Source organism: Brevibacillus brevis (assembly GCF_031583145.1).
GTDB classification, from domain to species: Bacteria; Bacillota; Bacilli; order Brevibacillales; family Brevibacillaceae; genus Brevibacillus; species Brevibacillus brevis_E.
The window spans coordinates 4,014,178-4,040,000 of the sequence record NZ_CP134050.1; the positions used below are offsets into that span (position 1 = coordinate 4,014,178).

A 25,823-nucleotide genomic window follows, 5' to 3' on the forward strand; every position below is an offset into this window, starting at 1 on the left:
TCACGCCTCCTTCGCTTGCTTGATCAGCTGGCGGAAGTGAAACGCGACCCGAATGACAGAGCCTGACTCGTCTCGGATAAACCGGATCCATTTCACAAGGCCCGTGCTCATCTGAAAGACGAAGCTGTCCTCGCCCACCGGCCGCAAGGGAAACTCCATGCCCTGGAACGCCAGCACGAGCCCCTCGGCGCCCGCTGTCACTTCTATCTGCTCGCCTTCGCCCGACCGATACGTGCCGGCAAAGTCTTTCAGCAAATCATGGGGGCAAGGAATTTCAGGATAGCTGGTGATTGGCTCCTCCAGCGGCCTCGACATCGCGGCGTTGATCGCGCTTGCCAACAGTTCTGCCGATGGCGCCCCATCCAGGTTGGTTAAAATGACACAGGTCGTGTTTTCTTCCGGCAGGATGCACAGCTGAGCCGCGATCCCCTTCAACGCTCCGCCGTGCTCGATCAGCGTCCCCCCGCGAAAATGCGGCGTCACCATCAGCCCGTAGCCGTAATGGCGCGAAGGCTCCAGTCCTGCGTAGTTGCCGATCATCTGCCGGACGCTCTCTTCGGAAAGGATGCGGTTCTCTCCCACTTTCCCTCCCGTGCGGAAGATTTCGGCATAGGCGAGCATATCCCGCCCGGTCGACTTCAAAAAGCCGGCAGCGCGCATCGACGGAGCGTCCCACCAGAGCGGTGCGGCAAACACCTCTTTGCCTTCATCCGTCTTCTTGCTGGTGTAGAGCGTGGTGATGTTGTCGTAATCCCCCAATTCTTCCGTCAAAAATACCGTATGCTTCATGTTGGCGGGATCGAGAAGATGCTGCTTGATGTAGCTCTCGTACGATTGTCCGCTGACGCGCTCGATGATGGCTCCCAGCAAGGCGTAGCCGTCATTGCTGTAGCTGAATTCCGCTCCCGGCTCGCCAAGCAGCTCGAAATCCAAGGCACCGATAAACGCCATCAGTTGTTCATACGTATCGATCGGATCATGCGCAGTCAAATCAAACTTGCTTCCCGTCTCTTTCAGGGCCGGATCGATCTCCATGCTGCGACGCATCGCGTAATACAGGGATGGCAGGGATGGCATTCCGGACGTGTGGGACATGAGGTGGGCGATGGTGATGCGCTGCGTCCGTTCCTCCTTTTTGATCCGGAATTCCGGCAAATATTTGACGATGGGATCGTCCACCGACAGCTTCCCCGCCTCTTGCAGCTGCATGATCGCCACGCACGTAAACGATTTGGTGATCGATCCGATGCCAAAGACCGTGTCCGCTGTCACTTCCGCCTGATTTTCGGCATCCCGGTAGCCGAACCCGCCTGCATACACCAGCTCCCCCTCTTTGGCGATTCCGATAAACGCCCCGGGCAGCTTGGCGTCCTCCCTCAGCTTTTCCACAACCATCTCCAATGGCTTCATGCCATCCTTCCCCCTTTTCGTTCCAGCACATAGGCGTGGACAGGTTCGTCATTTCTCAGCAAACCGACCGCGACGTAGCCTTGTGAAAACGCTTCTTGGCAAAGACTGCGCAAAGCGAGCCGCCACTCCATCGCGATGGCGGGCTGCGCTTGCTTCAGCGGATGGATCGCCGCCGGCACCGAAAGCAGGATCCCCTGTTGCATCGCAAGCGGTGACTCCCCCGAAAGCGGTGGCTGCCCTCCAAACGGTTCCCGGGTAACAGGTCGAGGAAATTCCCCGTTGCACTCCCATCCGAGGACGAGCGGATATTCCCTCCAATCGCTTTGGTCTTGTACGGCTCCGTCGAGGCATCGGACAGTCTGCTCCGATGAAAGGTCCCACTCCAGCACGAACCGGTCCGAAGGCAGGCCTTTGTTGATGCCGTCGCCCATATCGCCGTAGTACGATTCGATGTAGGTGCTCACCGTACCGCCCAGCTTGCACAGATTCAGGTACGCATTGCGGGCCTCGAGCGGATCGTAGGTCCACGTCATTTTGTCGTAGCCGTGCTGCATCGCCCATTCCCGCTGGCGAAGCTTGAGCTGTCTGCCGATTCCCCAGTCGCGATAGTCCGGCAGAATCCCCAGCATATGGGAACAGAGATAGGCTTTTCCGCGTTTGAAGCCGGCGAAGCCGTAGCAGAACCCAACCGGCATACCGCCGTGACGGGCGGCTATCACTACCCCGCCATTGTGAACGGCAGCCATCAATTGCGGGATCGGCGAAACGCTGCTTGCCCCCCAAATCTTCCGCTGCAGCTCTTCCATCTCTGCCATTTCGGAGACGGTCGTTACTATGCGGTATTCCAGCTCTGGCCGCATCTTCCATTCACCTCGGGATCAAATGGTCACGTTCGCCTTCGAGTAGCTTTTCTCCAGCACTTGCAAGGAGCTCACCACATCCCAGTCGATCGCATAGCCGATTCCCGGCCCTTCGGGTACAGCCAGCGTACCGGGCTTGCTGAATTCCACAGCAGGCGTGACGATATCCCGTTCCCAATAGCGGCTCGAGGTAGCCGTGTCGCCTGGTATCGTGAAATTCGGCAAGGAGGTAATCGCGATGTTGTGAGCCCGGCCCACGCCGCTCTCGAACATTCCGCCGCACCATACCGGCACGTCGTGTGCCTGGCAGAGATCGTGGATCTTCCTGGCTTCGGCAAGGCCGCCGACGCGTCCCACCTTGATGTTGATGATTTTGCAGCTGCCCAGCTCAATCGCATGTCGGGCGTCCTCCACAGAATGAATGCTCTCGTCAAGGCAGATCGGCGTCCGCATTTGCTGCTGCAAGCGGGCGTGATCGACGATGTCATCGTGGGCCAGCGGCTGTTCGATCATGATCAGGCTGTACTGGTCCAGCTCCTTGAGCAAATCGGCCTGCTCCAGTGTGTAGGCGGAATTGGCATCCGCCATCAATGGCAAGGAGTCCCCGAAGCGCTTGCGCAGCCCCTCGATCAGCGCGATATCAAAGCCTGGCTTGATCTTCACCTTGATTTTCCGGTAGCCTTCCTCTACAAACCCTTCGACCTTGCGAACCACTTCCTCGACGGTCTTCTCGATCCCCACGCTGACTCCCACTGCAATTTCCGTACGGGTGCCCCCCAGCGCACGAGCCAGCGGGATACCTTTCTGCCTGGCGTACAGATCCCATACCGCGCCTTCCAATGCCGCTTTCGCCATTTGATTGCGGCGGACCTTGGAGAAGAGACGGGACACGTCCTGCGGGGATTCGATCGGCTGGCTGAACAGCATGGGAATCAGGAACTTCTCCAGCATGTATTGAACCGTATCCGTCGTCTCTTCGTTGTAGAACGGAGTCGGCATCGCTACGCTTTCTCCATAGCCGGTCTCCCCTTCGCCGTGCACGCCGACCAGCAAAAAGTCCCGCTTCGTTTGCTGGCCGATGCTCGCTTCAAATGCCTCCTTTAGCGGCAGATGCAATCGCTTCAGCTCGATTTTTTCGATCTTCACGGTCACTCTCTCCTCTCGTCGGCCCCGTACAAATGGCAGGCCACGGTATGATCTTGCTCCAGGGCGAGCTGTACCGGACGGACAGTCTTGCAAATGTCCATGGCGTATCTGCAGCGCGGGTGAAACGCGCAGCCGACAGGCGGATTCGCCGGACTCGGGACGTCTCCACTCAGCACGATCCGCTCCTTCTTTTTGTCGGGATTGGGAATGGGCACAGACGAAATCAACGCCTGCGTGTACGGATGCAGCGGGTTGGCAAAAAGGCTTTTTTTATCCGCAATTTCTACGATCCGTCCCAAATACATGACGGCGATCCGGTCGCTGATGTGGCGGATCACGCCCAGATCGTGGGAGATGAACAGGTAGGTCAAGCCCATGTCCTCCTGGAGTTCGTTCATCAGGTTCAAGATCTGTGCCTGAATGGACACGTCGAGCGCGGACACGGGCTCGTCGGCTACGATCAGCTTGGGTCTCGCCGCGATGGCCCTGGCGATCCCGATGCGCTGCCGCTGTCCGCCGCTGAATTCATGCGGGTAGCGGTCAGCGTACTGCGGATTCAAGCCGACCAACTGGAGCAGCCCGAGTACCTTTTCGCGCACCGAGCGGGGGTCTGTCTGGCCGCTTGCCACCGACAGCGCTTCAGCCAGGATCGTCGCGACGGTCAGCCGCGGGTTGAGCGAGGAATACGGATCCTGGAAGATGATCTGCATCTGGCTTCGCATTTCGCGCAGTCGCTGTGCACGCATGGAAATCAGTTCCTCGCCGCCGAAGCGGACGGAGCCTCCGCTGGGCTTCACCAGCTGCAGGATGCTGCGGCCTGTCGTCGACTTGCCGCAGCCGCTCTCCCCCACGATTCCCAGCGTCTCTCCCCTCCCCAGTCGGAAGGAAACGCCGTCCACCGCCTTGATGTAGCCGGAAGTCTGCCCGAACAGCCCTTTTTTCAGAGGAAAGTAGGTTTTGAGGTTATCTACGACCAGCAGCTCCTCGCTCATATCGCCACCTCCCTTCCCGGATAGAGCCAGCAGCGGACCGAATGGCTGCCCGTATGGACGACCGGCGGCTTTTCCTTTCGGCACCGTTCCGTCGCATGGACGCAACGGGAGTAAAACGGGCAGCCTTCCTGGATCTCGCCGAGGATCGGGACATTCCCGTCAATCGGCGTCAGCCGCCCGCCCTCCGTCTCCAGGCTCGGAATCGATTGCAGCAGCCCCACTGTGTACGGATGCTTGGGGGCGGAAAATATCGTCCGCACATCCGCTTCCTCGACGATTTCGCCGTAGTACATGACCATCACGCGGTCCGCCATCTCCGCGACGACGCCCAGATCGTGGGTAATCAGCAGGATCGCGGTCTTCGCCGTCTGCTTCAGCTCGTTCATCAGATCGAGAATCTGCGCCTGGATCGTCACATCCAGTGCCGTCGTCGGTTCGTCTGCGATGAGCAGGTCGGGCTCGCACGCCATCGCCATGGCGATCATGACCCGCTGCTTCATCCCGCCCGATAATTGATGGGGAAATTCATTCACGATGCTCTCCGGCCGGGGAATCCCCACTTTCCGCAGCATCTCGATCGCCTTCGCCCGCCGCTCCTGTTTGCCGAGGGGCGTATGCAGCCGGAACACCTCGCCGACCTGCTTGCCGATCGTATGGACAGGATTGAGCGAGGTCATCGGCTCCTGAAAGATCATGGAGATATCTCGCCCGCGGATGGCTCGCATTTCCCGCTCCGACAGCCGATTCAACACTTTTTCCTTGAACCGGATGCTGCCATCCAGCTCTCCTGTCTTTTGGGAGATGAGTCCCATGATAGAGAGGGAGGTCACGCTCTTGCCGCAGCCGGATTCACCGACCAGCGCCACCGTCTCCCCCGCCCCGATTTGAAAACTGACCTGGTTCACCGCCGTGAACGTCCCTCGCTGTGTCCTCAGCCGCAGAGAGAGCCGATCGATTTCGAGCACCGTCTCGCTTTGCTTCATCCTCTCGCCCTCCTGATTCGCCTGATGGTCTCACACGCCTCCGACAAAATGTTCATAGGCGGTTAACGCCAAGCGTGCTATCGTTTGTTCGCCCTCTTTCGTCGACGGATTCCCGTGCGAAAAGGCAGCGATGGTAAATGTCCCCCTCCCATCAGGGAGATAGACGATGCCCACGTCGTTTACACAGCTGCCGATCGTGCCGGATTTGCAGGCAATGACCGTCTTGTCCGGCAACAGGTACGGAATGCGGTTGCGCAGCTGCTGCCGCTTCATGATGTCCAGGATGCCCTCGCATACCTCCTGATTCACCAGCTTCCCTGCGGCGATCAGCTCCAGCAAGCTGCCCATGTCTGCAGGAGTCGCAACGTTGTTCTCCGGTTTCGGCTGGAAGATCACGCTGTCCGGGTCTATACCCGAGGTCATAAAGGCTTGGGTGAGCTTGTCAAAGCCTTCCCTTCCCTTTTTCTCCCCGGCCAGCCCACCGCCGATGCTGAGCAGCTCCCAGCAGCTGTTGCGAACGGAAATATGGTCCAGCCCCAGCTCTTTCATGAAGGCCTCCACTCGATTCGCTCCCACCAGCTCCAGGACTTTGTCCGTCCCCAGATTGTCGCTGACGATGATCATGAGCATGGCCAAGTCTTTGACGGCCACCTCTGCACCCGGCAAAAACTCCTTCAGCACCCCGGAACCGGGCACCAGATCGTCCTCCGTCAAGCGGATGCGCTGCTCCAGACTCAGCTTCCCTTCGCTTGCGTCGCGCATCAGCGCAGCCAGGATCGGCACTTTAAAGGTGCTTGCCATCTGGAAATAGCGATCGCCGTTGATCTGCGCTTCTTCCTGTGTCTCCACATGCTTCACGGCTACGCCAAAGGTAGCGGAAGATTCCGACAATACTGCCTCCAGCTTTTCCTGCAAACTCATTAGGATGGCCCCTTTCGTTGAATCGCCGTTTTATTTCGGATCCAGCGCATCGCGCAAGCCGTCGCCCAGCAGATTAAATCCGAGTACCACCAGCATGATCGCCAAGCCGGGGAATATCGACATCCACCACGCCTGCCCCAAAAACGCCTTGCCCACGTACACCATCGCGCCCCACTCCGGCACGGGCGGCTGCGCACCCAGCCCGAGAAAGCTGAGGGCTGCCGCGGCGAGGATGCTGCTCCCGAATTGCACGGTCATCAAGACGATGATCGGCGAGAGGATGTTGGGCAAAATATGCTTCGCCAAGATGACCGGATCCTTGATGCCCAAGGCACGTACCGCTTCGATGTACTCTTTCTCGCGGATCGAGAGGACCGATGCGCGCACCACCCTGACATACGACGGAATGACCGCGATGACGATGGCGATCATGGCGTTCGTCAGCCCGGGGCCCAATACCGCGATGATCGCGATGGCCAACAGCAGCGCGGGCAAGGCGAGCAAAATATCCATCACCTGCATAATGTACATGTCGATACGGCGGTAATACCCTGCGATAATTCCCAGCGTCACTCCGATGGCCGACGCGACCGTAACCGTAATCAGGCCGGTCAGCAGCGAGATCCTGCCTCCGTACAACAGGCGGGAGAAGATGTCTCGCCCGAAGTCGTCCGTCCCGAGCGGATGCGCTGCTCCCGGTCCCATCATGCGGTCCTTGAAGTTCATCTGATCGATCGGATACGGGGCCAATAGCGGCGCACAGACGCAGCCAATGATGAACACCAGCAAAATCGCCGCACCGGCCATCGCCGTCTTGTTTCGAAACAGCCGCTTGGCTACCTTCGACCAGTAGGAGGGGGATGGAGACAGGGGAGTATCCGCAGCCCGAACCGGCGGGTGCGTCTCATGTCCTACTTCCAGTCGGCTCAAGTTTCCGCTCACTGATCCTCACTCCTTCCTACTCGTATTTGATCCGCGGATCAAACAGGCTGTACAGCAAATCGACAATCAGATTGGTGAGGGCAAACAAAAACGCGATGAAGAAGACAAGTCCCTGAATCGTCGGCAAGTCCCGCTTCCCGATCGCTTCGATCGCCAGGCTGCCGAGGCCTTGCAAGGAAAACACCGTTTCCGTCACGACCGCCCCGGCCAGCAGCGCTCCGAATTCGAGCCCGATCAAGGTGACGACAGGGATGATCGCGTTTTGCAGCCCGTGCCGGATGATGATCCACTGCTGAGACGCTCCCTTCGCCTGGGCTGTGCGCATGTAGTCCTGCTTGATCACATCCAGCATGCTGGAGCGCGTCATCCGGGCGATCATCCCCGCTTCGCCGAGTGCGAGTGTAATCGAAGGCAGCACGAGAGAAAAGAATCCGTCGTAGCCGGATATCGGAAAAATCGGAAGCCGGTAAGCGAAAATCCAGATAAGAAAAAGGGCGATCCAAAAGCCCGGCGCGGAAATTCCGATCAGGGAAAAGAAGACGACGACCCGATCGATCCACGTATTCTGTTTCACAGCGGAGATCACCCCGATGAGGACGCCGATGATCGTCGCGAGGACGACACTGTACAAAGCCAGCTGGAAGGTAATCGGAAAGCGCTCCGCGATTTCTTGCCAGACCGTGTAGCCTGTGATGTAGGAAGTACCGAGATCTCCTTGCAGAAGCCTTCCGAGAAAGCTGAAATACTGGACGATCCACGGCTTATCCAGCCCGAGCTGCGCGTTGAGGGCCGCAATCTGCTCTTCCGTGGGATAATCTCCGAGCAAATACTGCACGGGGTCTCCGGGAATCAGATGCACCAAGAGAAAGATGAGGATGGTGACGCCGAGCAGCGTCCCCAAGAGCGACAGCAACCTTCGTAGCAGGTATCGATGCAAACGCCCCGCCCTCCTCTCGTCATTTCGTGATGCGGATGTCCGCAAACAGGATGTCGCTCGTGAATGGATTGAGCTTGTAGCCTTCGATATTGCGCGTAGCAGTCACGGATTCGCTCACGTAAAGCGGTACCCAAGGCGGATCCTTGACCAGGATTTCCTCCGCTTCCTCGTACACTTTCATCCGCTGCGCTTCGTCCATGGTCGTGCGTCCTTTGGCCAGCAGTTCATCCACTTTCGGATTGGAGTAATGGACGCGCTTCGAATTGTCGGTCTGCATCAGCAGGTACAGGATATCCGGATCGCTCAGCCCGAAATAGAGAAGGAAAAGTTCGTGGTTTCCCTTGATCGCCCGATCTTTCACCGTCGCCGTATCGTGAACGGCGATCCGTATGTCCACGCCGATCTCTTTCAGCTGGCTTTGCAAGATTTGCGCGACGCGCTGCAGGGCCGGATCTTCGGGCAAAAGCAATTCGAAGGAAAGCGGCTTTCCTCCCTTGTCCGCGATGCCATCCCCGTCGCTGTCTGTATAGCCTGCCTCGGCGAGCAGCTGCTTCGCTTTGTCCACATTGTAGCCGTACATTTCCTTGGCCATGTTCTCGATTCGCTCGCTATAGCCGGGAATCGTCGGAGGCAGCGGGCCGTAGATCGGCTTGGCAAACCCGGACAGGGCGTACTGCACGATCGGCTCCCGATCGACCGCCATCGCAATCGCTTGCTTGATGCGCACATCCTTGAAGATCTCCTTCTGGTTGTTAAAGCCCAGGTACTTCATCCCCTGCTCCATGCTCGTCTCGATTTTGGTGCCGGGAATGCTTTGCAATTCTTGCACGTACGTGCTGGGGACCTCCTGCAAAATGTGGATCGTCCCTTTTTTGAATTCGAGGATGCGCGTATCATCGTCTTTCAGGAAGCGGAAGACAATCTTGTCGACGTGCGGCGCTCCCTGGTTCTCTGCGTAGGGCAGGGCCCACTTGTACTCCGGATTTTTGACGTACGCTACGGACGCTCCCCGCTTCACCTCCGGGTTCATGAACGGACCTGTGGCGAGCGGAGCTTCCCCGAACTGCTCTCCTTTTTCCTTGAGCCGCTCCGGATCGAACGGGGCGAGGAAGGTTCCGACCAGCATGTTGGCGAACGGGGCGAACGGCTCCTTGAAATACACCTTCACCGTTTGGGCGTCGGGCGCCTCGATTCTCTCGATCGGTCCGGCGAGGTCCTTGTTCGGCGAGATCTTCGAGAACCGCTCGATCGACGCCTTGACCGAATCCGCTGTCATCGGTGCCCCTGACTGGAACTTGACATCTTTGCGCAGCACCAGCGTCCACACTTTCCCATCCTCCGACACTTGCCAGGACTCGGCCAGGTGGGGCATCAGCTTTCCTTGCATATCGCGGGTCAGGAGCGAATCGTACGGCTGGCTGTTCGCGCTGTCCAGCCACGTTGTTTTTTGCGGATCCAGCGTATCGGGCTCCACCGGTGCCGCGATGACGAGTGTACCGCCGTCGCCTGCTTGCTTGGGAGCAGCCGCCGAATGGGGAGCAGTGCCGGGAGTACTCGTACCCGCCGAGTTCGTGCCTGTCGTAGACGAACAGGCCGCAAGCAGCAAAGTCACGCTGAGCCCGATCGTCGCCAAGCCTCCATAACGCCTTTTTTTCATGAACCATTCCTCCCTCGCATGGGATTAGTCATGTTCCTGGACAAACGGGTAAAACTGCTGGCTCGTTTCGTCGTACTTTTTGATCCGCTTCTTTACCTTCTCGCCGTCCATCTGGGACACCCCGATCATCAAGGCATTGAGCAGGGTAAAAATGGACGACATCCCTTTCAACGTGGGCGGAGAAGGAGTCGTCACCTTCAGAAGGACATCTGCCAGCGGCCCGACCGGGGAAAGCTCGTGATCCGTAATGACCAGGATTTTCGCACCCTTGTCCTTGGCCGCCTTGGCGAATTGCAGTGTATCCTGCAAATACCGCGGGAAGACGAGCGCAATCATCAGCCAATCCCTGTCCGCCTCCGAAATCAACAGGTTGGCGTCGTCGATCTGTCCCCGGTAGAGCAGGGTTTCGCCTTTGACGATATTGAGCGCATAGGCGAGCCAATAGGCAGGAGCATAGCTGGTCCGCCCTCCGACCACGACGATTTTCTTGGCCTGGACGATGCTTTGGATCGCCCGCTCGAACAAGCCCCGATCCAGCTCGTTCAACGTCTTTTGTATGAAGGCTACATCCTGCTCCAGCGTGAAAGAAATCACGTCTTCGCTGTCGGTAAATTCGTAGGTCGTATCGTGCAAGGTCTGGACCACGCTCTCCCGGATCACGGGAAACAGCAGGGATTGGCGAATTTCGTTTTGGAGCTCAGTGAAGCCGGAATAGCCCAAAGCGTAGCAAAGGCGGATCACGGTGGTTTCGCTCGTCCCGCTGTTCGCCCCGATCACTTTGGCAGGGTTTAGAGCTACCTGGTTCGGTTCGTCGAGTATGTATTTGGCTACCAGTTTTTGCTGGTTCGTCAATTGTTCGTATGCTTTGCGAATTCGCTCATGTACGCTTTCCGTCACTTCTTCTGTCCTCCTTTGAACTGGGAAACCTTTTCTAGATGGCCGTAACAGCCTGGATGCCGGACCCCTCCTTCCCGAATGGCTGCCGCCGCTACCGCCTTTATGCAAGCCTGCCGCCACAGCCGACTTTCCGGAAGGCTCTCTTCGGGGGCACCATTCCGACGAATCCGAGATGCTACACGCTTGCCACCGGATCCAATGGATATACGGGGCGCTGCAGCCGTTTGTACTCGAACGACTGGAACCGCAGCGTCGTCAGGCCAGGCGAATCGACCGTAATGATCTGCGCGCTGATCGGCTCGAAGCTCGCCCGGAAGTGCTGGCTGGATTTCAGTGCCACGATTTTGTACGTCGTCACATCGATGCCGTGGAGGAGGAAGATTTGCTCGTCCAGCACCTGGGTTTTGACCGAACAGACGAGAATGTCTACCCCGTTGGCCTGCAGCCGGACCGATTTGCCCAGATCGACAGGCGAGCCTTTGCCCATCGGCGAAGAGGTGATGAACTTCCCGTCCGTGAGCGCCTTCACATATGCGGTTAGCGCGATCGGCTCCCCATGCAAGCGGTCGGTTTTGCCGCCCAGCAGCACTTCGATGGTCGCGCCTACGCCTTTTTCGTGAGCGAGCGCGGCGACCTCGGGATCGTATATGAAGCCGAAGCAGGCGTCTTGCAGATCCGCCTCCAGCATCGCCCGCAGCAGGTACGTGCCATCTCCGGGCGTACCGCCTCCCGGGTTGTCGGACGTCTCGTTCAATACCACGGGGAACGCGGCAGCCTGCTTCGCCAAGGCCAGCCCCTCCTGCGGCGACAAGACTTGCGGCTCGAACTCTTCCCGCTTTTTCCAGATCAGCTCCGCTACGCTTTCTGCCGCACGCTTCGCCAGCTCTTCATCGTGGTTCGCCACCGCTACCACCGTGACGCCAAGCTCGGGAATATCCGTGTAGGGAAAGCCATGGAAGAACGCGCAGTCGATCATCCCCGGCTCCCTTTCCCAGCGATAGCACGCCTCGTTGATGTCCTTGGCCGGAGACAAATTGGTCGTAGACGTAGGGACGATCAGCGGAAGCTTGGCCCGGTACATGCGCGGGACGAGCTCCCCTTTTACCATCCTCTCCGCCAGCTCGACCGCTTCCAGGCCGCGCTCGTAGCAGTCCGTGTGAGGATACAGATGGACGCCCAGGAGGATGTCGGCCTCCGCGATCATCTGGTCGGTGATGTTGCCGTGCAGGTCCAGCGTGGCGATCAGAGGGATCTCGTAGCCAACCCGCTCACGGACCGCTTTGAGCAAAACGCCTTCCAGATCGTCGATCCCTTCAGCGACGCCTGCACCGTGCAGAGACAGACAGATCGCATCGACCTTGCCCGCCTCCGCAATCCCGGAAAGCAATTCATCCTGCAGGCTGTCGAACGTTTCCTTTGTGATCGTGCCTGCCGGATACGCATTCGCGGCGAATGCCCCGACGACCTCAATCCCCCGCTGCCTGGCCCCGTCGATCATTCCCCCGAGAAAATCCCGCACGCCGCTGTGATTGGCCAGGATTTCCTCTCCCCGGGCCCATTCCCACAGCTCAAACAGCTCGCGGGTTGTCGGCACGTTTGAGAACGTGTTGGTTTCGTGCATGACCTCCGCAATGACGATTTTCATGTTCTTCCCCTCCATTTTTCCTCCGGATTGTTCGGCTGCGGCATGATGAAGTTTACACTTCAAAACAGGAGTGCGACTGAAGTTTGAACTTAGTTGCATTATACGTGCGGGAGCGGAAAAGAACAATATATAATTCTGAAAATAACGATTATTTTGATAAAACATTTTTTGCTTCCTTGCACTTTTGTCTTCTCCTGAAAGCCCCATCCTTGGATGAAACGGGTATAATAAATGGCAAACGCATGCCAAACAGGAAGCAGATCGGATCAAGACCATAAAAGATCAAACAAAAAACAGCGTCAAAAGGAGTCACGATGAAAGAAAAACAGGAACGAAATGAAACAGGCTGGAACTTCGACAACAGCTATTCCCGTCTTCCCCATCCGTTTTTTTCCCGGATGACCCCCGCACCGGTCCGCTCGCCAAAGCTGGCCATTCTGAATCGTCCGCTGGCCATCTCTCTGGGACTGGACACCCAAGCGCTGAACAGCGATGAAGGCGCAGCGGTTTTCGGAGGCAACCGCATTCCCGAAGGCGCAGCGCCCCTCGCACAGGCTTATGCCGGTCATCAATTCGGACACTTCACGATGCTGGGGGATGGCCGCGCTTCTCTGCTTGGCGAACAGATCACACCGGAAGGCGACCGGTTCGACATCCAGTTGAAAGGGTCAGGCCGGACGCCGTATTCTCGCGGGGGTGACGGCCGGGCCGCTCTCGGACCGATGCTGCGGGAGTACATCATCAGCGAAGCGATGCACGCTCTCGGCATTCCCACCACGCGCAGCCTTGCCGTAGTCAGTACCGGAGAGACGATCATCCGGGAAACCGAGCTCCCTGGTGCGATATTGACCCGCGTAGCCTCCAGCCATCTGCGCGTCGGCACCTTTCAATTTGCGGCGAAATGGTGCGAGCTCGAGGATTTGAAAGCCTTGGCAGACTACACCCTGCATCGGCACTATCCGGAAGGCGAGGCTGCCGACAACCGGTATCTTTTTTTGCTGCGGGAAGTCATCAAGCGCCAGGCCTGGCTGATCGCCAAGTGGCAGCTGGTCGGCTTCATCCACGGCGTGATGAACACGGACAACATGTCCATCAGCGGCGAAACGATCGACTACGGTCCGTGCGCCTTCATGGACGCCTACGATCCGGCCACGGTGTTCAGCTCCATCGACGTCCAGGGGCGCTACGCCTACGGCAATCAACCGTATATCGGGGCATGGAACCTCGCGCGATTCGCCGAGACCTTGCTGCCGCTGCTGCATGACGACGAAGAGCAGGCGCTCAAATTGGCGGACGCCGAGATCAAGGCCTTTCCGAAGCTGTTCTACGGCCATTGGCTCTCTGGAATGCGGGCGAAGCTGGGCATTTTCAACGAAGAAGAGAAGGATGAGGCATTGGTCGAATCCTTGCTCGACCTGATGCAAAAGCACCAGGCAGACTTCACCAATACGTTCCGCGCTCTCACCTTTGACAAGGCAAAAGGAACTGCGCTGTTCGAAAGCGAGGAATTCGCCGAGTGGCAGAAGCAGTGGCAGGCGAGGCTGGACAGACAGCCCCATCCCAGATCCGAATCCCATGAGCGGATGCGCAACAACAATCCCGCCGTCATCCCCCGCAACCATCGGGTCGAGGAAGCGTTGGATGCGGCTGTCTCATGCGGCGATTACAGCGTCATGGAGCGGCTGCTCGCCGCATTGGCCCAGCCCTTCGCCCACTCCCCTGAGCAAGAGGAGTACACGACCCTGCCCTCGCCGTCGGGACGTCCGTATCGGACTTTTTGCGGCACTTGACCAGACAGCGAAGGATAGTCTGGGTGGTGGTTTTGCCGAGAAACGACAGATACTTGAAGGGTGGCGAGGGGCAGCCGGGCTTTTGGCTACCTGTTGCTGTCAACGAGCTGCCGAAAGAAACGGAAACAGCCTCAGTCCTGTACACACAGGGCTGAGGCTTCTTTTGCGAGGATGGTCCGAGCCGAAAGGAAGCGGATGATCACTCCAGCTTTGCTACCCCTCCAGCTTGAACTTGTATTTTTTATTGACACGCTCCGCGATTTTCTCCAGGAAAGCGTCCACCGTCATCTTTTCCACTTCATTCGTATACCAAGCCAGCTTTGCTCCTTTGTCCACACCGTCATACTCGACGTGCAGCGGCATGTATTTCTTCATCGCGTACGTATAGTCAAACTTGATGTACAGCTCGTTACCTTGTGGGCATTCCATGATGACCGTGTAGTTAGGATTCTTGTATTCCGGCTCGAACTTCACTTTTTTGATTTTCGTCAACATGCGTATTCTCCCCTTTTCATATTCGTCAAAATGACCTGCTCCTCTTGTCTCTATGTACCCTCTCCTGCCTATCTGAAAACCGCCGGTAACAGGAGCCACATTCGGTCCGCAACATGGCGTGCAAGGCTATGAACCCCTTAGCCGATCCCACAGGCTTCGCCGTTTCTACGTCTCTACGATGCGCTCCAAAAACGCCCCCCTGCTCCTCCCTCCATACCTGTCCCCGCATGGTAGCGGTCTAGCGCATCTTTGAAAACCGCTTCATATGATGCCAGTAAACAGGACAAAGGAGGGTTCATCCGTGAAGATTCCCAAACGCTTATGCGACCGTCTGGCGAGAATTTTGGGCGGGACAGGCATGTCAAATGACACGTGCTCCATCATGGTCAAAAGACAGCTCAATGCAACCATTCTCGGCAAAAAGTATGATACCGAGCATGAGATCACCATTCAATCGCTGGATAGCCGGGGCAACACCCTGAATACCGCAGAAATCACACTGCTGCAACGAGAAGTGGAGCGGTTCATCACCGCCGCTCGAAAGCAAGGGTTGCGAGTCACCGCGCTCCACAACCACTGGCTCTTCGACAGGCCGCGACTCATGTATTTGCACATTGAAACCGTGGAACCGCCCATTCAGTTTGCAAAGAAGCTGCGCCGGGCTTTGCGCGTATTGAAGAAATAACATCCCGCCCCCTTGCGAAGGGCTCCTATTGGACGCCACTTTTCGTACGGTACGTTTTCATTTCAAAGGGGTTTGATCCCCTGTATGAAAAATTGACGCCTGCACAGACCATCCCGGCTTGCTGCAGGCTTTTTCGCGTGGGAGATCGGCGCTATTGAATGATCGAGAGGCTTCTGCTACATTACGAGTGAGGTGATTTCATTGGGCCTGGCAGCAGCCTTTCAATTCGTTAAAAGCAATGCCAAGAAGCTGAAATTTCAAGCATACGTCCTCTATTTTGCCTACCGGGACCCGCGAGTTTCCTGGTATGCGAAACTGTTCGCCATCTGCGTGGTTGCCTATGCCTTCAGCCCGATCGATCTCATCCCGGACTTTATTCCTGTTTTGGGCTATGTGGATGACCTCATTCTCGTTCCGCTCGGCATTTGGCTGGCGTTGAAGCTCATTCCGGAAGAAGTGGTCCTGGATTGCCGCGAGCGGGCGCAAGCCTTGTTCGACCAGGGAAAACCAAAGAACTGGGTCGCGGGTGCTCTTTTTATTGCCGTTTGGATTTTGCTCGGAGCGTGGGTGAGCTGGGCGCTGTACAAGTGGCTTTCAATGTGACAAAAGGGTAAAGCTGAAGCAGATGTGATCCACCCATTCCTAGGCAGGTAGGCAGGTGAAGGACGTTGACAAAAGTACCTCTTTTTCTAATCTACTTTCTCAACTTTCTGACGGGGATCCTGGCATCCTTTTTGCTCATCGTCGTTGCAGTGAACTTTTTCGGGGTAGGTATTTTCGGCCCGCCTCGGCACACTCCCCCGCTCGAAAACCGCACGTTTGCGGTACTGCTCGCCGTAGCGTATATCTGCTTGCCGATCTGGGGAACGAAGTGGCTCGTCTCGGATTCGCCCTACCGGTTTGAGTACCGCTTTGTATCGTTGGTTTGCTTCGTCGCGGGAGTGGTGTGCAGTTTTCTTGTTTGGCAGTGATACCCGCTAAGCGGTAAGGAACATGCCATCATACCGCTTTCATGCTCCCCGTGAACCCCTCGAGGCTTCATACTTTTTCATCGGATTCTCCTCTCAGATTGCAGGCGTTTTCGGATCCCCCAGCCATTTTTGACTCTATTTGTAACGTTGCCTCTATCCCTTTCCCTGAATCAACCGTCGTCTCGCTTATTTTTCCTTTCCTTCAATCAGGACTCTGGCGAATGCGCGAGAAAGATTCATAGACTGTTCTTTAACCTTTTCACTGGGAAACCCTGTGATCTGCTATCAAATTTTTGAGGGCGGCTTTATGGGATAGCAGCCCAAGGCTTTCGGCTCATGAAACGACGCAGCTCTCCATGAGCTTAGCACCATTTTCCAGCGGTTTACAAAGCCTTAGCACTTCGTTAAAAATGCCTTTATATTCCTCTCTTACTGTCAAGATGTAATGAAAAGCGGGACAAACGGAGAGGAGAGAGGAAACGTGAACAAAGACGAGTTGTTCAAAGGATGGGAAACTTTTTTTGGTTCCGAGCGATTGTATTCGAAAGAAATGGACCGCCGCAGCTTTTTGCTGGCATCCAGCAAGGTGGCGGCACTCTCCCTTGGCTTGACCCTCGCCGGCAGTTTGCAGGGAGAACGAATCGTGGCGGCAGAACCCAAATTCAAGGCATATCCGTTTACCCTAGGCGTTGCCTCAGGTGATCCTTTGCCTGACGGAGTTGTCCTGTGGACGCGCTTGGCGCCCGACCCCCTGAATGGAGGAGGCATGCCGCAGCACGATGTCCCTGTCAGATGGGAGATTGCCACCGATGAAACATTCCGCAACGTGGTACGTCGTGGTGTGGAATTTGCCAGGGCCGAGCTCGCTCATTCCGTACATGTAGAGGTAGAAGGACTAGAGCCCGATCGCATCTATTACTATCAATTCAAAGCGGGGTCGGAAATCAGCCCGGTAGGCCGGACCAAAACCTTGCCTGCCTTCAACGCGGATGTTGCCAAGCTATCCTTCGCATTCGCCTCCTGCCAGCACTATGAAGAAGGCTATTTCAGCGCGTACCGCCACCTGTCCAAGGAGGAATTGGATGTGGTCTTCCATCTGGGAGATTACATCTATGAATACGGGGCGAGTGACAACAAAGTCAGACGCCACAACGGTCCCGAAATCATGACGCTGGCGGACTACCGAAACCGTTACGCCCTGTACAAGAGCGATTCGGACCTGCAAGCGGCACATGCAGCCTTTCCGTGGGTGGTCGTAGGCGACGATCACGAAGTCGAGAACAATTATGCCGGACTCATCCCGGAAAAAGACCAGCCGCTTGAGCCCTTCGTCGCTCGACGTGCGGCCGCATACAAAGCGTATTACGAGCATATGCCGCTGCGCCGCTCTTCCCTCCCGCAAGGACCGAACATTCAGCTGTACCGGCGTATTTCCTACGGCACGTTGGCACAGTTCCACGTTTTGGACACCCGCCAGTACCGAGACGACCAGGCCAACGGAGATGGAACGAAGCCCCCTACCCCAGAGTCTACGGATCCCAAGCGGACGATCCTCGGTACCAAGCAAGAGAAATGGCTGCTGGATGGGCTCGAACAGTCGAAAGCCCGCTGGAATGTGCTTGCCCAGCAAGTATTTTTCAGCAAGCGGGATTTCAAGGCCGGAGCGGAAGAGGGGTATAGCATGGACGCCTGGGATGGATACGCAGCCAATCGCGATCGCATCCTCGATTTCGTCACGAAGACGGACATTGCCAACCTTGTCGTGCTGACTGGCGATGTCCACTCGCACTGGGCCAATGAAATCCTGAGCGATTTCAACAATCCTGATTCCGCGAGGCTTGGCGTCGAATTCGTCGGCACCTCGATTACGAGCGGAGGAGACGGCGTGGATAGGAACAGCTCCGATCACACGGTACTTGCGGAAAATCCGCATATCAAGTTCGTCAACCGCCAGCGCGGCTATGTCCGCTGTACGGTAACTCCAGACCAATGGCAAGCGGATTATCGGGTCTTGCCTTACGTCTCCCGACCGGATGCCGAGATTTTCACTCGCATCTCATTCCAAGTAAAACATGGAAATCCCGAACTGCTTACCATCTCCGATTCACTGGTCACCACATCCTAGTCACAATATTCACCGTGTGCAAGGGCCAGTCATAGGCGGCAAGCGCCTCCCATCCACTCGTGGCGGGAGGCTTCCTTTTCTACCCCTTCATGTCATCTTCAATTTTTTTCAGGGCTTTCTTATGCTTGCACGCTTCCTCTTGCTTGTTTGTCCAAGGAGTATCGCTCAGCTTTTGCAGCTCCATGATCAATTTTTTATCCGAGGTTACGTGAATCTTGGCATCTGGAAAGCTGCTTTTTAATTTCTGCGCGACCTCTTTTTCAATGGATGCCAGGCGAAAGCGGTTAAAATTGCTCACTTGGATCGCGACATCCAGCTCGTCGTCGATCCGAACGGCGACCGCTTTGTCAATGCCATTTACCTGTTCGGTTACGGCTTTCGCTTTTTGTTCCGAGTCAAAGTAACGAATCGGTGTTGGTTTGCACATCGGGTCTTCCGTAGCGGATTGGGTCTTCGTCTGTTGATCTGATTTCGGATTGCAGCCAGTGACGAGTAGACACATGGACAAGACTAGCAGTATGGCACGCAAAATGGAAAAACCTCCTATCTGGGTAGCATGCCCTTAGCGTTTCCGAATTCGCTGTTTCTATGTTCGCCATTTCACCGTTGTCCCCGACCCCCCGCCACTGAAATATTTCGTCACTCTCCACACGAGCATAAGCAGGATCACAGCTGTCCTCATACCATAAACAATCATGGTTGAAGGGGGATGTGTTATGGATCCTATTGATCACCACAGGGAGAGAATGCACCATCACTTGAGACGCGCCGAACACTTTCGTTCGCTGGCCATTCGGAATCGCCATGACCGGCTGCGTCATCACACGTTCGCTGAGAGAGAGCATTTTCACCGGATGCGCGCCCATCACCATCGCATGATGATGCACTCGTTGCGCAGGTAATGGCTAGGGACCCCCTGTCTATGGGGGTTCTTTTGCGTGGTCCTCGCCTATGAAAAATGAACGGAAGGGTTCGTTCCACGGTAGAGGTTCCATTGCGGACGAGCCTATACATATATTTAGCACACGAATCATTTGTATACAAATGATTCGTGTGCATGGTATCCTGTTCGTAACAAGATTGACGCTCAAAAGGAGCAAGGAGGCAGCTATGGATCGCATTGAAGATTGCTATGGTTTTCTGCTGGGAAAAGCGTATCAAAAGGTTTGGCAATTGGAGAAGGCCGCCCTTTCCCCGTACGGAGTCACTCCCGTGCAATTTATCCTCTTGCATGCTCTCTGGGAAAAGGACGGGCAGAAGGGAGTGGAATTGGGAGGAAGGCTGCGCCTGGATGGAGCCACCGTGACGGGTGTGCTCGATCGCCTGGAAAAAATGGGCCTCATCGAGAGGCGTTCCGATCCCAACGACCGCCGTACCAATCTGATTTTCCTCACCCCGCGCGGCAAGGAGCTGGAGAAACCGCTCAATCAGGTGAGCGATGCCGTGAATCAGGAAGCCCTCTCCATTTTCAGCGAGGAAGAGGCGAAGCTGTTGAAAACCATGCTGACCCGACTGGGCTTAAGCTAAGGAAGGGTGACGGTTGAGACAGATGAATAGAAAATGGCATTATGCTTGGATCATTTTGCTCGTCACATTCGCAGCTTTATTGGCCGTACAGGGCACAAGGCTCTCCTTCGGCGCCTTCATCGAGCCGTGGGAAAACGAATTTTCTCTGGATCGCGGTACCATTTCCCTCGTCTCCACCCTCAGCTTTCTCATCTACGGGATCTCCCAGCCGATTGCCGGCAGGCTGATCGACCGCTTCGGGGCGCGCACCATTCTTCTCGCGAGTACGCTGCTGGTCGGCCTGAGCATGTTACTTACGCAATGGATCACGTCTCCATGGCAATTGTTCCTGCTCTACGGAGTGGTGGCGTCGATCGGCGTGGGTGGAGCATCCAACGTCGCAGCCACTGTCGTCGTCACGAATTGGTTCAACGAAAGGCGCGGTCTCGCGTTCGGGGTACTGGAAGCCGGCTTCAGCGTCGGGCAAATGCTGATCGTTCCCGCTTCGCTTTACTTTATTCAATGGTTCGACTGGCGCATGGCTGTCGGAGTGCTCGGTCTCTTTTTGCTGATCGTCATTTTACCTGTCCTGCTGATCTTTTTGCGGAATCACCCTTCCGAAAAGGGCCTGCAGCCCATCGGAGGCTCACAGGTGCAGGACAGCGCGGATCCTCCGTCCACTTCCGCTGGTCATTTGCCGGTCCGGGACATCTTCCGCTCCAGGACTTTCTGGTATTTGATTCTGCCCTTCTTTATTTGCGGATTCACCACCACCGGATTGATGGACACTCACCTGATTCCATTCGCCCAGCTTTGCGGGTTTTCTACAGCCATGACGGGCTCTGCCGTAAGCCTGCTGGCTGCTTTCAACACGCTGGGTACGTTAGTGTCCGGCTTCATTGCGGACCGCTGGAGCAGCCGGAAGTTTTTGGCGATGCTCTACGCTTTACGAGCCGTTTCCATCGGATTTTTGCTCGTGTTTGTGAGCGATCCCGAGCTTCTCCTCATCTTTGTTGCACATCCATGGCTCTTACTCGTGTTTGCGATCTCGTTCGGGCTCGTGGATTTCGCGACGGTAGCGCCTACCCAGCTCTTGGCCACACAGCATTTCCAGCGCTATTCCATGGGCCTGGTCATGGGTTGGCTGTTCCTGAGCCATCAGGCCGGTTCCGCGCTGGGGGCCTACTTGCCGGGGATGCTCTATGAACGAACAGGTGATTACACGCTCGCCTTCTACCTCTCCGTTCTTTTGCTGGCGGTAGCCGCCGTCCTGAATCTCATGATGCCGGAGACGACGGCTGCGGGTAAGAGTCGTGAAGCAGCCTGACTTGATCCCCTACAAACCGATGCAACCGAGAAGCCCGTCCTGCCGCTGCGGAGACGGGCTCTTGGCCTGCATGTACGCCTTCCTGAAGACCCTCTTCCTTTGCAAATACCCCGAGGCTCCCTTTCTCTTCCACCTCCCATTCTGTTACAATGGCAAAGAGAAAGGAGCGTGACCGATGCGAACCGTCCATTTCCATGATTCCGAATTCGTTCTTGTGCTAGGTGGCTTGCTCGGATTTTTCGCTCTCAAGCGAAAAGTCGCCATTCCTTATCACACGATCAAACGAGTCCGCGTGGATGACTTTGACGCCCCCAAGTGGATGCTCCGGATGCCCGGCACGTCGCTTGCGCCGCTCAACATTTATGAAGGCAGCTTCAAGTATGCCAACGAGTGGTACTTCCTCTCCTACGAGAAACGGGAAAATCTCGTCATCCTCGAATTGGAGGGGCATGCAAACTATCACTATGTCATCTTTCAAATCGACAATCCGACACAGGTCGCCGCAGAAATCCGCAGGCGGTTGAACAACTAAAGACGGGGCCGGGAAACTGAAGTGCGTTCCTTCTGCGCCTCTTCGATTTGACGGCGTCTTTGGAGACCGCGAACAGGACCACCCGGCCGCTTGCCTTCCGTACATATTTTTCCACGAGATGGTATTGCTCTGGGCGATCGTTTCTGAAGTTGCTCAACTGCTATTCGACTCGCTTTTGCGCCTTTTCCTTAATGGCCTAGCTCTACTTGCTTTGGGTCTTTTGCTTTCAGCACCAGCAGCTCGTCCGCCTTCACGTTTGGAAGATGCGGTATACAGGATGAATGGAAGTGGTTTGGAAAATTGCGATAGATAAGATGGGGAGATTCGAAATGCGGAGTAAAGCAGGTCTTTTGCTTGGCAGTCTTTTGGTTTTGGTGGTTGGTGTCTTTATTGTCGTTCTTACCTCCCCTCCCGCCTTTCTGTATCCCGCCCTTCCCTTTGCATCTGGATCCAAACAGGCAATATGGAAGATGCTGCGAGAGTCGGATGAGGGGATCGTCAAATTGACGACCGAGAACGATGCCGTCTGGTATGGAGCCAAATCTCCGCAGGATCAGGCGGCGGAGAGGATGAAGGCGGAGATGCAGGCAGCTGGCTGGACGTTTGTTTCTCAGGAAGGGGCCGGGTACTTCTTTGTGCGTGGGGATGAAAAGATGGTGGTTACTTCGCGGATGTGGTCTGGAGAATTTGTGTTATTGAAAAGAATGGATGGGGAGGGCAAGAAAGAGTGATCGTCTCCGTTTACCGGAGTGTCACATAACCCTAAACACCACTCCCCGAAGTACAGACTGAACAAATCAGGCGAGGCTCCTCATTTTCTCCCGTGCGTTCAGGGGAACCAGCCGTTACCCGTTCGGAGCAAGATTACACATAGCGCTGAACACGAAACCGGTACATCTTTATACTCTGCTGCTCGGGCGGAATGCCCGCCTTCTCCTTGGCGTATCGAATTTGCTCCTCAACCGTATGGATCCCTTCGAGGTTTGGCAGGAGAAGCCCGCTCCTTTCGCCATCTGTCACAATCAGACCGTAGACGCTTGGATCCAGCTGATTTGTACCCGTTACCTCCTCCTCCGGTTCCAGGACATCCACGCTGTAGGTCAATTCGGCAAGCTCTTCTTCCACAGGAAAAAAGCGATCGTCCTGGGAGCAAGCTGCAATCGCATTTTGAATGATTTCCTCCGCAAGATTCTCCGCCGATGGTCGCACCGTCCCGATACAGCCGCGCAATCTTCCATTTTGCTTGATGGAGACAAAGCAACCCGCCTGTTCTGCGAAATTCGATGGTAACGCGGCTAATTGAATGACTTGGCTCTCTCTCACGTACGTTTCAACAGCCGTGCGCGCCAGACGCGTGTACTCGGATTCTTGCTTGCGGACGCGGTTTATTCTGGACTCCCTGATGTCTTTCATGGCCTTGAGCAACGAAGGAGCAGCAGCTTCTGCCGGATACATGGTCGCAACGGTATACCCCACTCCAAAGGGAGCCTCGTATGACAAGGAATTTCCCGAAAGCGCCCATCCGTCAAAGGCTCCCAAGAGAAGAAAGAGTGAGCCGAGAGTATCTTCCGCTGCTCGTTCCAAATAACTCGGGTCCAATTCGTACAAGCTCACCCAGTCGGAAGAGGAAATCGCTTTCTGGAGCAGGGCATCGAAAGCTCTTCCTTCCTCAGTTGACCCGGCGGGTGAATCTTTTTGCAAAGCATGAGAGTTATCTCCGCTAGCAATGATCACTGCTTTTCGTCCTAGCTGCTCGATTGCTTTTCGTACACTCATTCCCGCTGCATAGATCCGTTCAATCGGGAGGAATCCCGGTGAAAGCAGGACTACTTTCCCTTCGTACCCCGCTTCCCGAAGGTAGTGAAAAGGGACGATTGCCCCATAATCCAATTCATCGTGATCCTGGAAATTCTTTTTCAGCCGCTCCTCCAGGAGGACGATCGGTACCCCTTCCTTCTTTCCATGCTCTGCTATCGCTCTCGCTAGCTGCCGATCATTAGCCGCCCTGTACTGCAAATCGACACCGAACGGTTTCAAATCACCGGCTAGGAAATCCCCATCCATAATCGCAATGGCATCCTCGAACATCGGTCCATGTGGGGAAATGATTGCCACGACGTCGGGCTCGCTTTCGATGATCTCTTTACTCACATCTTGGATGGCTTTCTTTGTTTGTCGCACCAGCTTGATCTCTTCTTTTCCAATGGATGGGATCAAAAGAGGCGGATGGGGCATTAATGTGCCAAAACAAATGGGTGATCGCATAATTGGCTCCTTTTTCTTTGTGCATATGGGTCCCTGATTCCCTTATTCTTTTCCCATTCAAGAGAAATACAGCACGACCCTTGGATGGATTTTTCGTTCTTTCTTCATACTGAGAGCAAGGGAAAGAAGGAGGAAACGAAATTGTCAGACATTCTAATGAGCCCTGAGCTGAGGAAAAAGACAGAGGAAGCGATAGACGGTCTGAAATTCACCAAAAATTTCCGTTCAGCAACCGCTGAGGAATGGTATTTTTTTCTGCCAGGATACCAAGATCCCCAGACAGAAGGCGCGTGCGGTAAAGTGTTCATTCATTACGATCTGTATGGAAATCGGGATGTATTCATCAGTACCACCGTTATTTTCGACGACCCCCGGCTCTACGACCCTGCGCTTCATCCGTTTGTCTACGCAGTGGTGGATGAGATCGTCAATCGCTTGGTGGGGTACGCCAATACCTTGCTTTCGGTTCACGCTGGTACAAATTCCTATACGGCTGAATATATGAGTTAGCAATTTAGGAACAGGATCATCATATGATCGGTGGCGGTCATTACCTGAAAATCTTTACTGAGAGAGATTAACCATTCAATAAAAAAAGACCTGATGATCCTGTGATCATCAAGTCTTTTCGCTTCATTCCTTCAAAACTGAATACGCATGTATGAAAGGATTGTGTGGATAAGCCCTCGACCGATTAGTATTCGTCAGCTCCACGCGTTGCCGCGCTTCCACACCGAACCTATCAACCTCATCGTCTATGAGGGGTCTTACCAGCTTAACGCTGTGGGAAGTCTCATCTTGGAGGGGGCTTCACGCTTAGATGCTTTCAGCGCTTATCCCGTCCGCACATAGCTACCCAGCTGTGCCACTGGCGTGACAACTGGTGCACCAGCGGTGCGTCCATCCCGGTCCTCTCGTACTAAGGACAGCTCTCCTCAAACTTCCTGCGCCCGCGACAGATAGGGACCGAACTGTCTCACAACGTTCTGAACCCAGCTCGCGTACCGCTTTAATGGGCGAACAGCCCAACCCTTGGGACCTACTTCAGCCCCAGGATGCGATGAGCCGACATCGAGGTGCCAAACCTCCCCGTCGATGTGGACTCTTGGGGGAGATAAGCCTGTTATCCCCAGGGTAGCTTTTATCCGTTGAGCGATGGCCCTTCCATGCGGAACCACCGGATCACTAAGCCCGACTTTCGTCCCTGCTCGACTTGTAGGTCTCGCAGTCAAGCTCCCTTCTGCCTTTACACTCTACGAATGATTTCCGACCATTCTGAGGGAACCTTTGGGCGCCTCCGTTACCTTTTGGGAGGCGACCGCCCCAGTCAAACTGCCCACCTGGCATGGTCCTCTCGCCCGATGAGGGCGACGAGTTAGAAACTCCGTACATCAAGGGTGGTATCCCACCGACAGCTCCACAGAGGCTGGCGCCCCTGCTTCTCAGCTTCCCACCTATCCTGTACATGATGCACAAAGTTCCAATACCAGGCTACAGTAAAGCTCCATGGGGTCTTTCCGTCTTGTCGCGGGTAACCTGCATCTTCACAGGTATTATGATTTCACCGGGTCTCTTGCCGAGACAGCGCCCAAGTCGTTACGCCTTTCGTGCGGGTCGGAACTTACCCGACAAGGAATTTCGCTACCTTAGGACCGTTATAGTTACGGCCGCCGTTTACTGGGGCTTCGGTTCAAAGCTTCGCCTCGGCCCACCGAACCCAAGCTTGCGCTCACGTTC

The 25,823-nt window shown here is 55.7% G+C and carries 25 protein-coding genes and 1 rRNA gene (1 of these 26 running past the window's edge); 11 read left to right on the forward strand and 15 right to left on the reverse strand.

The genetic code is table 11. From position 1 onward, the window contains the following. The 11 genes from RGB73_RS19915 to RGB73_RS19965 all read right to left on the reverse strand — a co-directional run bounded on the left by RGB73_RS19915 (position 1) and on the right by RGB73_RS19965 (position 12,390). On the reverse strand, positions 1–1,410 hold the full coding sequence (locus RGB73_RS19915) for a serine hydrolase (protein WP_310764494.1): 1,410 nt from the start codon (positions 1,408–1,410) through the stop codon (positions 1–3). Further along, positions 1,407–2,270, reverse strand: coding sequence for a GNAT family N-acetyltransferase (locus tag RGB73_RS19920; protein WP_310764495.1), 864 nt, complete (start codon positions 2,268–2,270; stop codon positions 1,407–1,409). Before RGB73_RS19920 ends, RGB73_RS19915 begins: the two co-directional genes overlap by 4 nt. An 18-nt stretch (positions 2,271–2,288) precedes the next feature. Then, positions 2,289–3,416, reverse strand: a complete 1,128-nt coding sequence (gene menC / locus RGB73_RS19925; RefSeq protein WP_310764496.1) for an o-succinylbenzoate synthase — start codon at positions 3,414–3,416, stop codon at positions 2,289–2,291. A 2-nt stretch (positions 3,417–3,418) separates the two neighbouring features. Further along, positions 3,419–4,408 carry an ABC transporter ATP-binding protein gene (locus RGB73_RS19930; protein WP_310764497.1) on the reverse strand — a complete coding sequence of 330 codons (990 nt, stop codon included), beginning with the start codon at positions 4,406–4,408 and terminating at the stop codon, positions 3,419–3,421. Next, on the reverse strand, positions 4,405–5,391 hold the full coding sequence (locus RGB73_RS19935) for an ABC transporter ATP-binding protein (RefSeq protein ID WP_310764498.1): 987 nt from the start codon (positions 5,389–5,391) through the stop codon (positions 4,405–4,407). Before RGB73_RS19935 ends, RGB73_RS19930 begins: the two co-directional genes overlap by 4 nt. 30 nt (positions 5,392–5,421) lie before the next feature. Then, positions 5,422–6,312 (reverse strand): serine hydrolase, encoded by an 891-nt coding sequence (locus RGB73_RS19940; RefSeq protein WP_310764499.1) that lies wholly within the window; start codon positions 6,310–6,312, stop codon positions 5,422–5,424. Positions 6,313–6,342: 30 nt separating this feature from the next. Then, entirely contained in the window at positions 6,343–7,182 is an 840-nt protein-coding gene (locus tag RGB73_RS19945) for an ABC transporter permease (protein WP_396136224.1), read from the reverse strand. A gap of 88 nt (positions 7,183–7,270) precedes the next feature. Beyond that, entirely contained in the window at positions 7,271–8,191 is a 921-nt protein-coding gene (locus tag RGB73_RS19950; RefSeq protein ID WP_310764501.1) for an ABC transporter permease, read from the reverse strand. Between the two features lie 19 nt (positions 8,192–8,210). Continuing rightward, complete coding sequence (locus tag RGB73_RS19955) at positions 8,211–9,848, reverse strand: ABC transporter substrate-binding protein (RefSeq protein ID WP_310764502.1); 1,638 nt, start codon at positions 9,846–9,848, stop codon at positions 8,211–8,213. A 24-nt stretch (positions 9,849–9,872) separates the two neighbouring features. Beyond that, positions 9,873–10,745, reverse strand: a complete 873-nt coding sequence (locus RGB73_RS19960; protein WP_310764503.1) for a MurR/RpiR family transcriptional regulator — start codon at positions 10,743–10,745, stop codon at positions 9,873–9,875. Between the two features lie 175 nt (positions 10,746–10,920). Continuing rightward, positions 10,921–12,390, reverse strand: coding sequence for a M81 family metallopeptidase (locus tag RGB73_RS19965; RefSeq protein ID WP_310764504.1), 1,470 nt, complete (start codon positions 12,388–12,390; stop codon positions 10,921–10,923). 314 nt (positions 12,391–12,704) lie between these two features. On the opposite strand from RGB73_RS19965, the gene RGB73_RS19970 reads away from it, so the two are divergent. Further along, a complete protein-coding gene (locus RGB73_RS19970; RefSeq protein WP_310764505.1) occupies positions 12,705–14,180 on the forward strand; it encodes a protein adenylyltransferase SelO in 1,476 nt (491 codons plus the stop codon). Between the two features lie 213 nt (positions 14,181–14,393). Here the strand turns inward: RGB73_RS19970 and RGB73_RS19975 are convergent, their stop codons facing one another. Further along, on the reverse strand, positions 14,394–14,675 hold the full coding sequence (locus RGB73_RS19975) for a hypothetical protein (RefSeq protein WP_310764506.1): 282 nt from the start codon (positions 14,673–14,675) through the stop codon (positions 14,394–14,396). A 301-nt stretch (positions 14,676–14,976) separates the two neighbouring features. Here RGB73_RS19975 and RGB73_RS19980 point away from each other — a divergent pair, with 301 nt between their 5' ends. The 4 genes from RGB73_RS19980 (at position 14,977) to RGB73_RS19995 (ending at position 18,456) form a co-directional block, all read left to right on the forward strand. Continuing rightward, positions 14,977–15,360, forward strand: a complete 384-nt coding sequence (locus tag RGB73_RS19980) for a DUF1259 domain-containing protein (RefSeq protein ID WP_310764507.1) — start codon at positions 14,977–14,979, stop codon at positions 15,358–15,360. Between the two features lie 201 nt (positions 15,361–15,561). Further along, entirely contained in the window at positions 15,562–15,963 is a 402-nt protein-coding gene (locus tag RGB73_RS19985; RefSeq protein ID WP_310764508.1) for a YkvA family protein, read from the forward strand. Between the two features lie 65 nt (positions 15,964–16,028). Beyond that, on the forward strand, positions 16,029–16,331 hold the full coding sequence (locus RGB73_RS19990) for a hypothetical protein (protein ID WP_310764509.1): 303 nt from the start codon (positions 16,029–16,031) through the stop codon (positions 16,329–16,331). Positions 16,332–16,881: 550 nt separating this feature from the next. Next, on the forward strand, positions 16,882–18,456 hold the full coding sequence (locus RGB73_RS19995; protein ID WP_310774441.1) for an alkaline phosphatase D family protein: 1,575 nt from the start codon (positions 16,882–16,884) through the stop codon (positions 18,454–18,456). 79 nt (positions 18,457–18,535) lie between these two features. Here the strand turns inward: RGB73_RS19995 and RGB73_RS20000 are convergent, their stop codons facing one another. Then, positions 18,536–18,985 (reverse strand): YhcN/YlaJ family sporulation lipoprotein, encoded by a 450-nt coding sequence (locus RGB73_RS20000; RefSeq protein WP_310764510.1) that lies wholly within the window; start codon positions 18,983–18,985, stop codon positions 18,536–18,538. Between the two features lie 187 nt (positions 18,986–19,172). Between RGB73_RS20000 and RGB73_RS20005 the strand changes: the two genes are divergently transcribed. From RGB73_RS20005 to RGB73_RS20025, 5 genes are all read left to right on the forward strand, one after another. Beyond that, the gene (locus RGB73_RS20005; RefSeq protein WP_310764511.1) at positions 19,173–19,358 is read left to right on the forward strand and encodes a hypothetical protein; all 186 of its coding nucleotides are present in this window, start codon (positions 19,173–19,175) and stop codon (positions 19,356–19,358) included. A gap of 208 nt (positions 19,359–19,566) precedes the next feature. Further along, positions 19,567–19,983 carry a MarR family winged helix-turn-helix transcriptional regulator gene (locus RGB73_RS20010; RefSeq protein WP_310764512.1) on the forward strand — a complete coding sequence of 139 codons (417 nt, stop codon included), beginning with the start codon at positions 19,567–19,569 and terminating at the stop codon, positions 19,981–19,983. A 22-nt stretch (positions 19,984–20,005) separates the two neighbouring features. Beyond that, a complete protein-coding gene (locus RGB73_RS20015) occupies positions 20,006–21,289 on the forward strand; it encodes an MFS transporter (RefSeq protein ID WP_310764513.1) in 1,284 nt (427 codons plus the stop codon). Positions 21,290–21,464: 175 nt separating this feature from the next. After that, on the forward strand, positions 21,465–21,821 hold the full coding sequence (locus RGB73_RS20020; protein WP_310764514.1) for a hypothetical protein: 357 nt from the start codon (positions 21,465–21,467) through the stop codon (positions 21,819–21,821). Between the two features lie 329 nt (positions 21,822–22,150). Beyond that, positions 22,151–22,552, forward strand: a complete 402-nt coding sequence (locus tag RGB73_RS20025) for a hypothetical protein (protein WP_310764515.1) — start codon at positions 22,151–22,153, stop codon at positions 22,550–22,552. 133 nt (positions 22,553–22,685) lie between these two features. On the opposite strand, the gene amrA is transcribed toward RGB73_RS20025, so the two are convergent. Beyond that, positions 22,686–24,002, reverse strand: coding sequence for an AmmeMemoRadiSam system protein A (gene amrA / locus RGB73_RS20030; protein ID WP_310764516.1), 1,317 nt, complete (start codon positions 24,000–24,002; stop codon positions 22,686–22,688). Between the two features lie 225 nt (positions 24,003–24,227). Between amrA and RGB73_RS20035 the strand changes: the two genes are divergently transcribed. Next, positions 24,228–24,596, forward strand: coding sequence for a hypothetical protein (locus RGB73_RS20035; protein WP_310764517.1), 369 nt, complete (start codon positions 24,228–24,230; stop codon positions 24,594–24,596). 164 nt (positions 24,597–24,760) lie between these two features. On the opposite strand, the gene RGB73_RS20040 is transcribed toward RGB73_RS20035, so the two are convergent. Next, positions 24,761–25,823 (reverse strand): 23S ribosomal RNA (locus RGB73_RS20040) (it continues 1,956 nt past the right edge of the window).

Bases quoted from the DNA above. Each gene is read 5' to 3' on its own strand.
- RGB73_RS19915 (WP_310764494.1), bottom strand. From the start codon at position 1,410: ATGAAGCCATTGGAGATGGTTGTGGAAAAGCTGAGGGAGGACGCCAAG.
- RGB73_RS19920 (WP_310764495.1), bottom strand. From the start codon at position 2,270: ATGCGGCCAGAGCTGGAATACCGCATAGTAACGACCGTCTCCGAAATG.
- RGB73_RS19930 (WP_310764497.1), bottom strand. From the start codon at position 4,408: ATGAGCGAGGAGCTGCTGGTCGTAGATAACCTCAAAACCTACTTTCCT.
- RGB73_RS19935 (WP_310764498.1), bottom strand. From the start codon at position 5,391: ATGAAGCAAAGCGAGACGGTGCTCGAAATCGATCGGCTCTCTCTGCGG.
- RGB73_RS19940 (WP_310764499.1), bottom strand. From the start codon at position 6,312: ATGAGTTTGCAGGAAAAGCTGGAGGCAGTATTGTCGGAATCTTCCGCT.
- RGB73_RS19955 (WP_310764502.1), bottom strand. From the start codon at position 9,848: ATGAAAAAAAGGCGTTATGGAGGCTTGGCGACGATCGGGCTCAGCGTG.
- RGB73_RS19965 (WP_310764504.1), bottom strand. From the start codon at position 12,390: ATGAAAATCGTCATTGCGGAGGTCATGCACGAAACCAACACGTTCTCA.
- RGB73_RS19970 (WP_310764505.1), top strand. From the start codon at position 12,705: ATGAAAGAAAAACAGGAACGAAATGAAACAGGCTGGAACTTCGACAAC.
- RGB73_RS19975 (WP_310764506.1), bottom strand. From the start codon at position 14,675: ATGTTGACGAAAATCAAAAAAGTGAAGTTCGAGCCGGAATACAAGAAT.
- RGB73_RS19995 (WP_310774441.1), top strand. From the start codon at position 16,882: ATGGACCGCCGCAGCTTTTTGCTGGCATCCAGCAAGGTGGCGGCACTC.
- RGB73_RS20005 (WP_310764511.1), top strand. From the start codon at position 19,173: ATGGATCCTATTGATCACCACAGGGAGAGAATGCACCATCACTTGAGA.
- RGB73_RS20010 (WP_310764512.1), top strand. From the start codon at position 19,567: ATGGATCGCATTGAAGATTGCTATGGTTTTCTGCTGGGAAAAGCGTAT.
- RGB73_RS20015 (WP_310764513.1), top strand. From the start codon at position 20,006: ATGAATAGAAAATGGCATTATGCTTGGATCATTTTGCTCGTCACATTC.
- RGB73_RS20020 (WP_310764514.1), top strand. From the start codon at position 21,465: ATGCGAACCGTCCATTTCCATGATTCCGAATTCGTTCTTGTGCTAGGT.
- RGB73_RS20025 (WP_310764515.1), top strand. From the start codon at position 22,151: ATGCGGAGTAAAGCAGGTCTTTTGCTTGGCAGTCTTTTGGTTTTGGTG.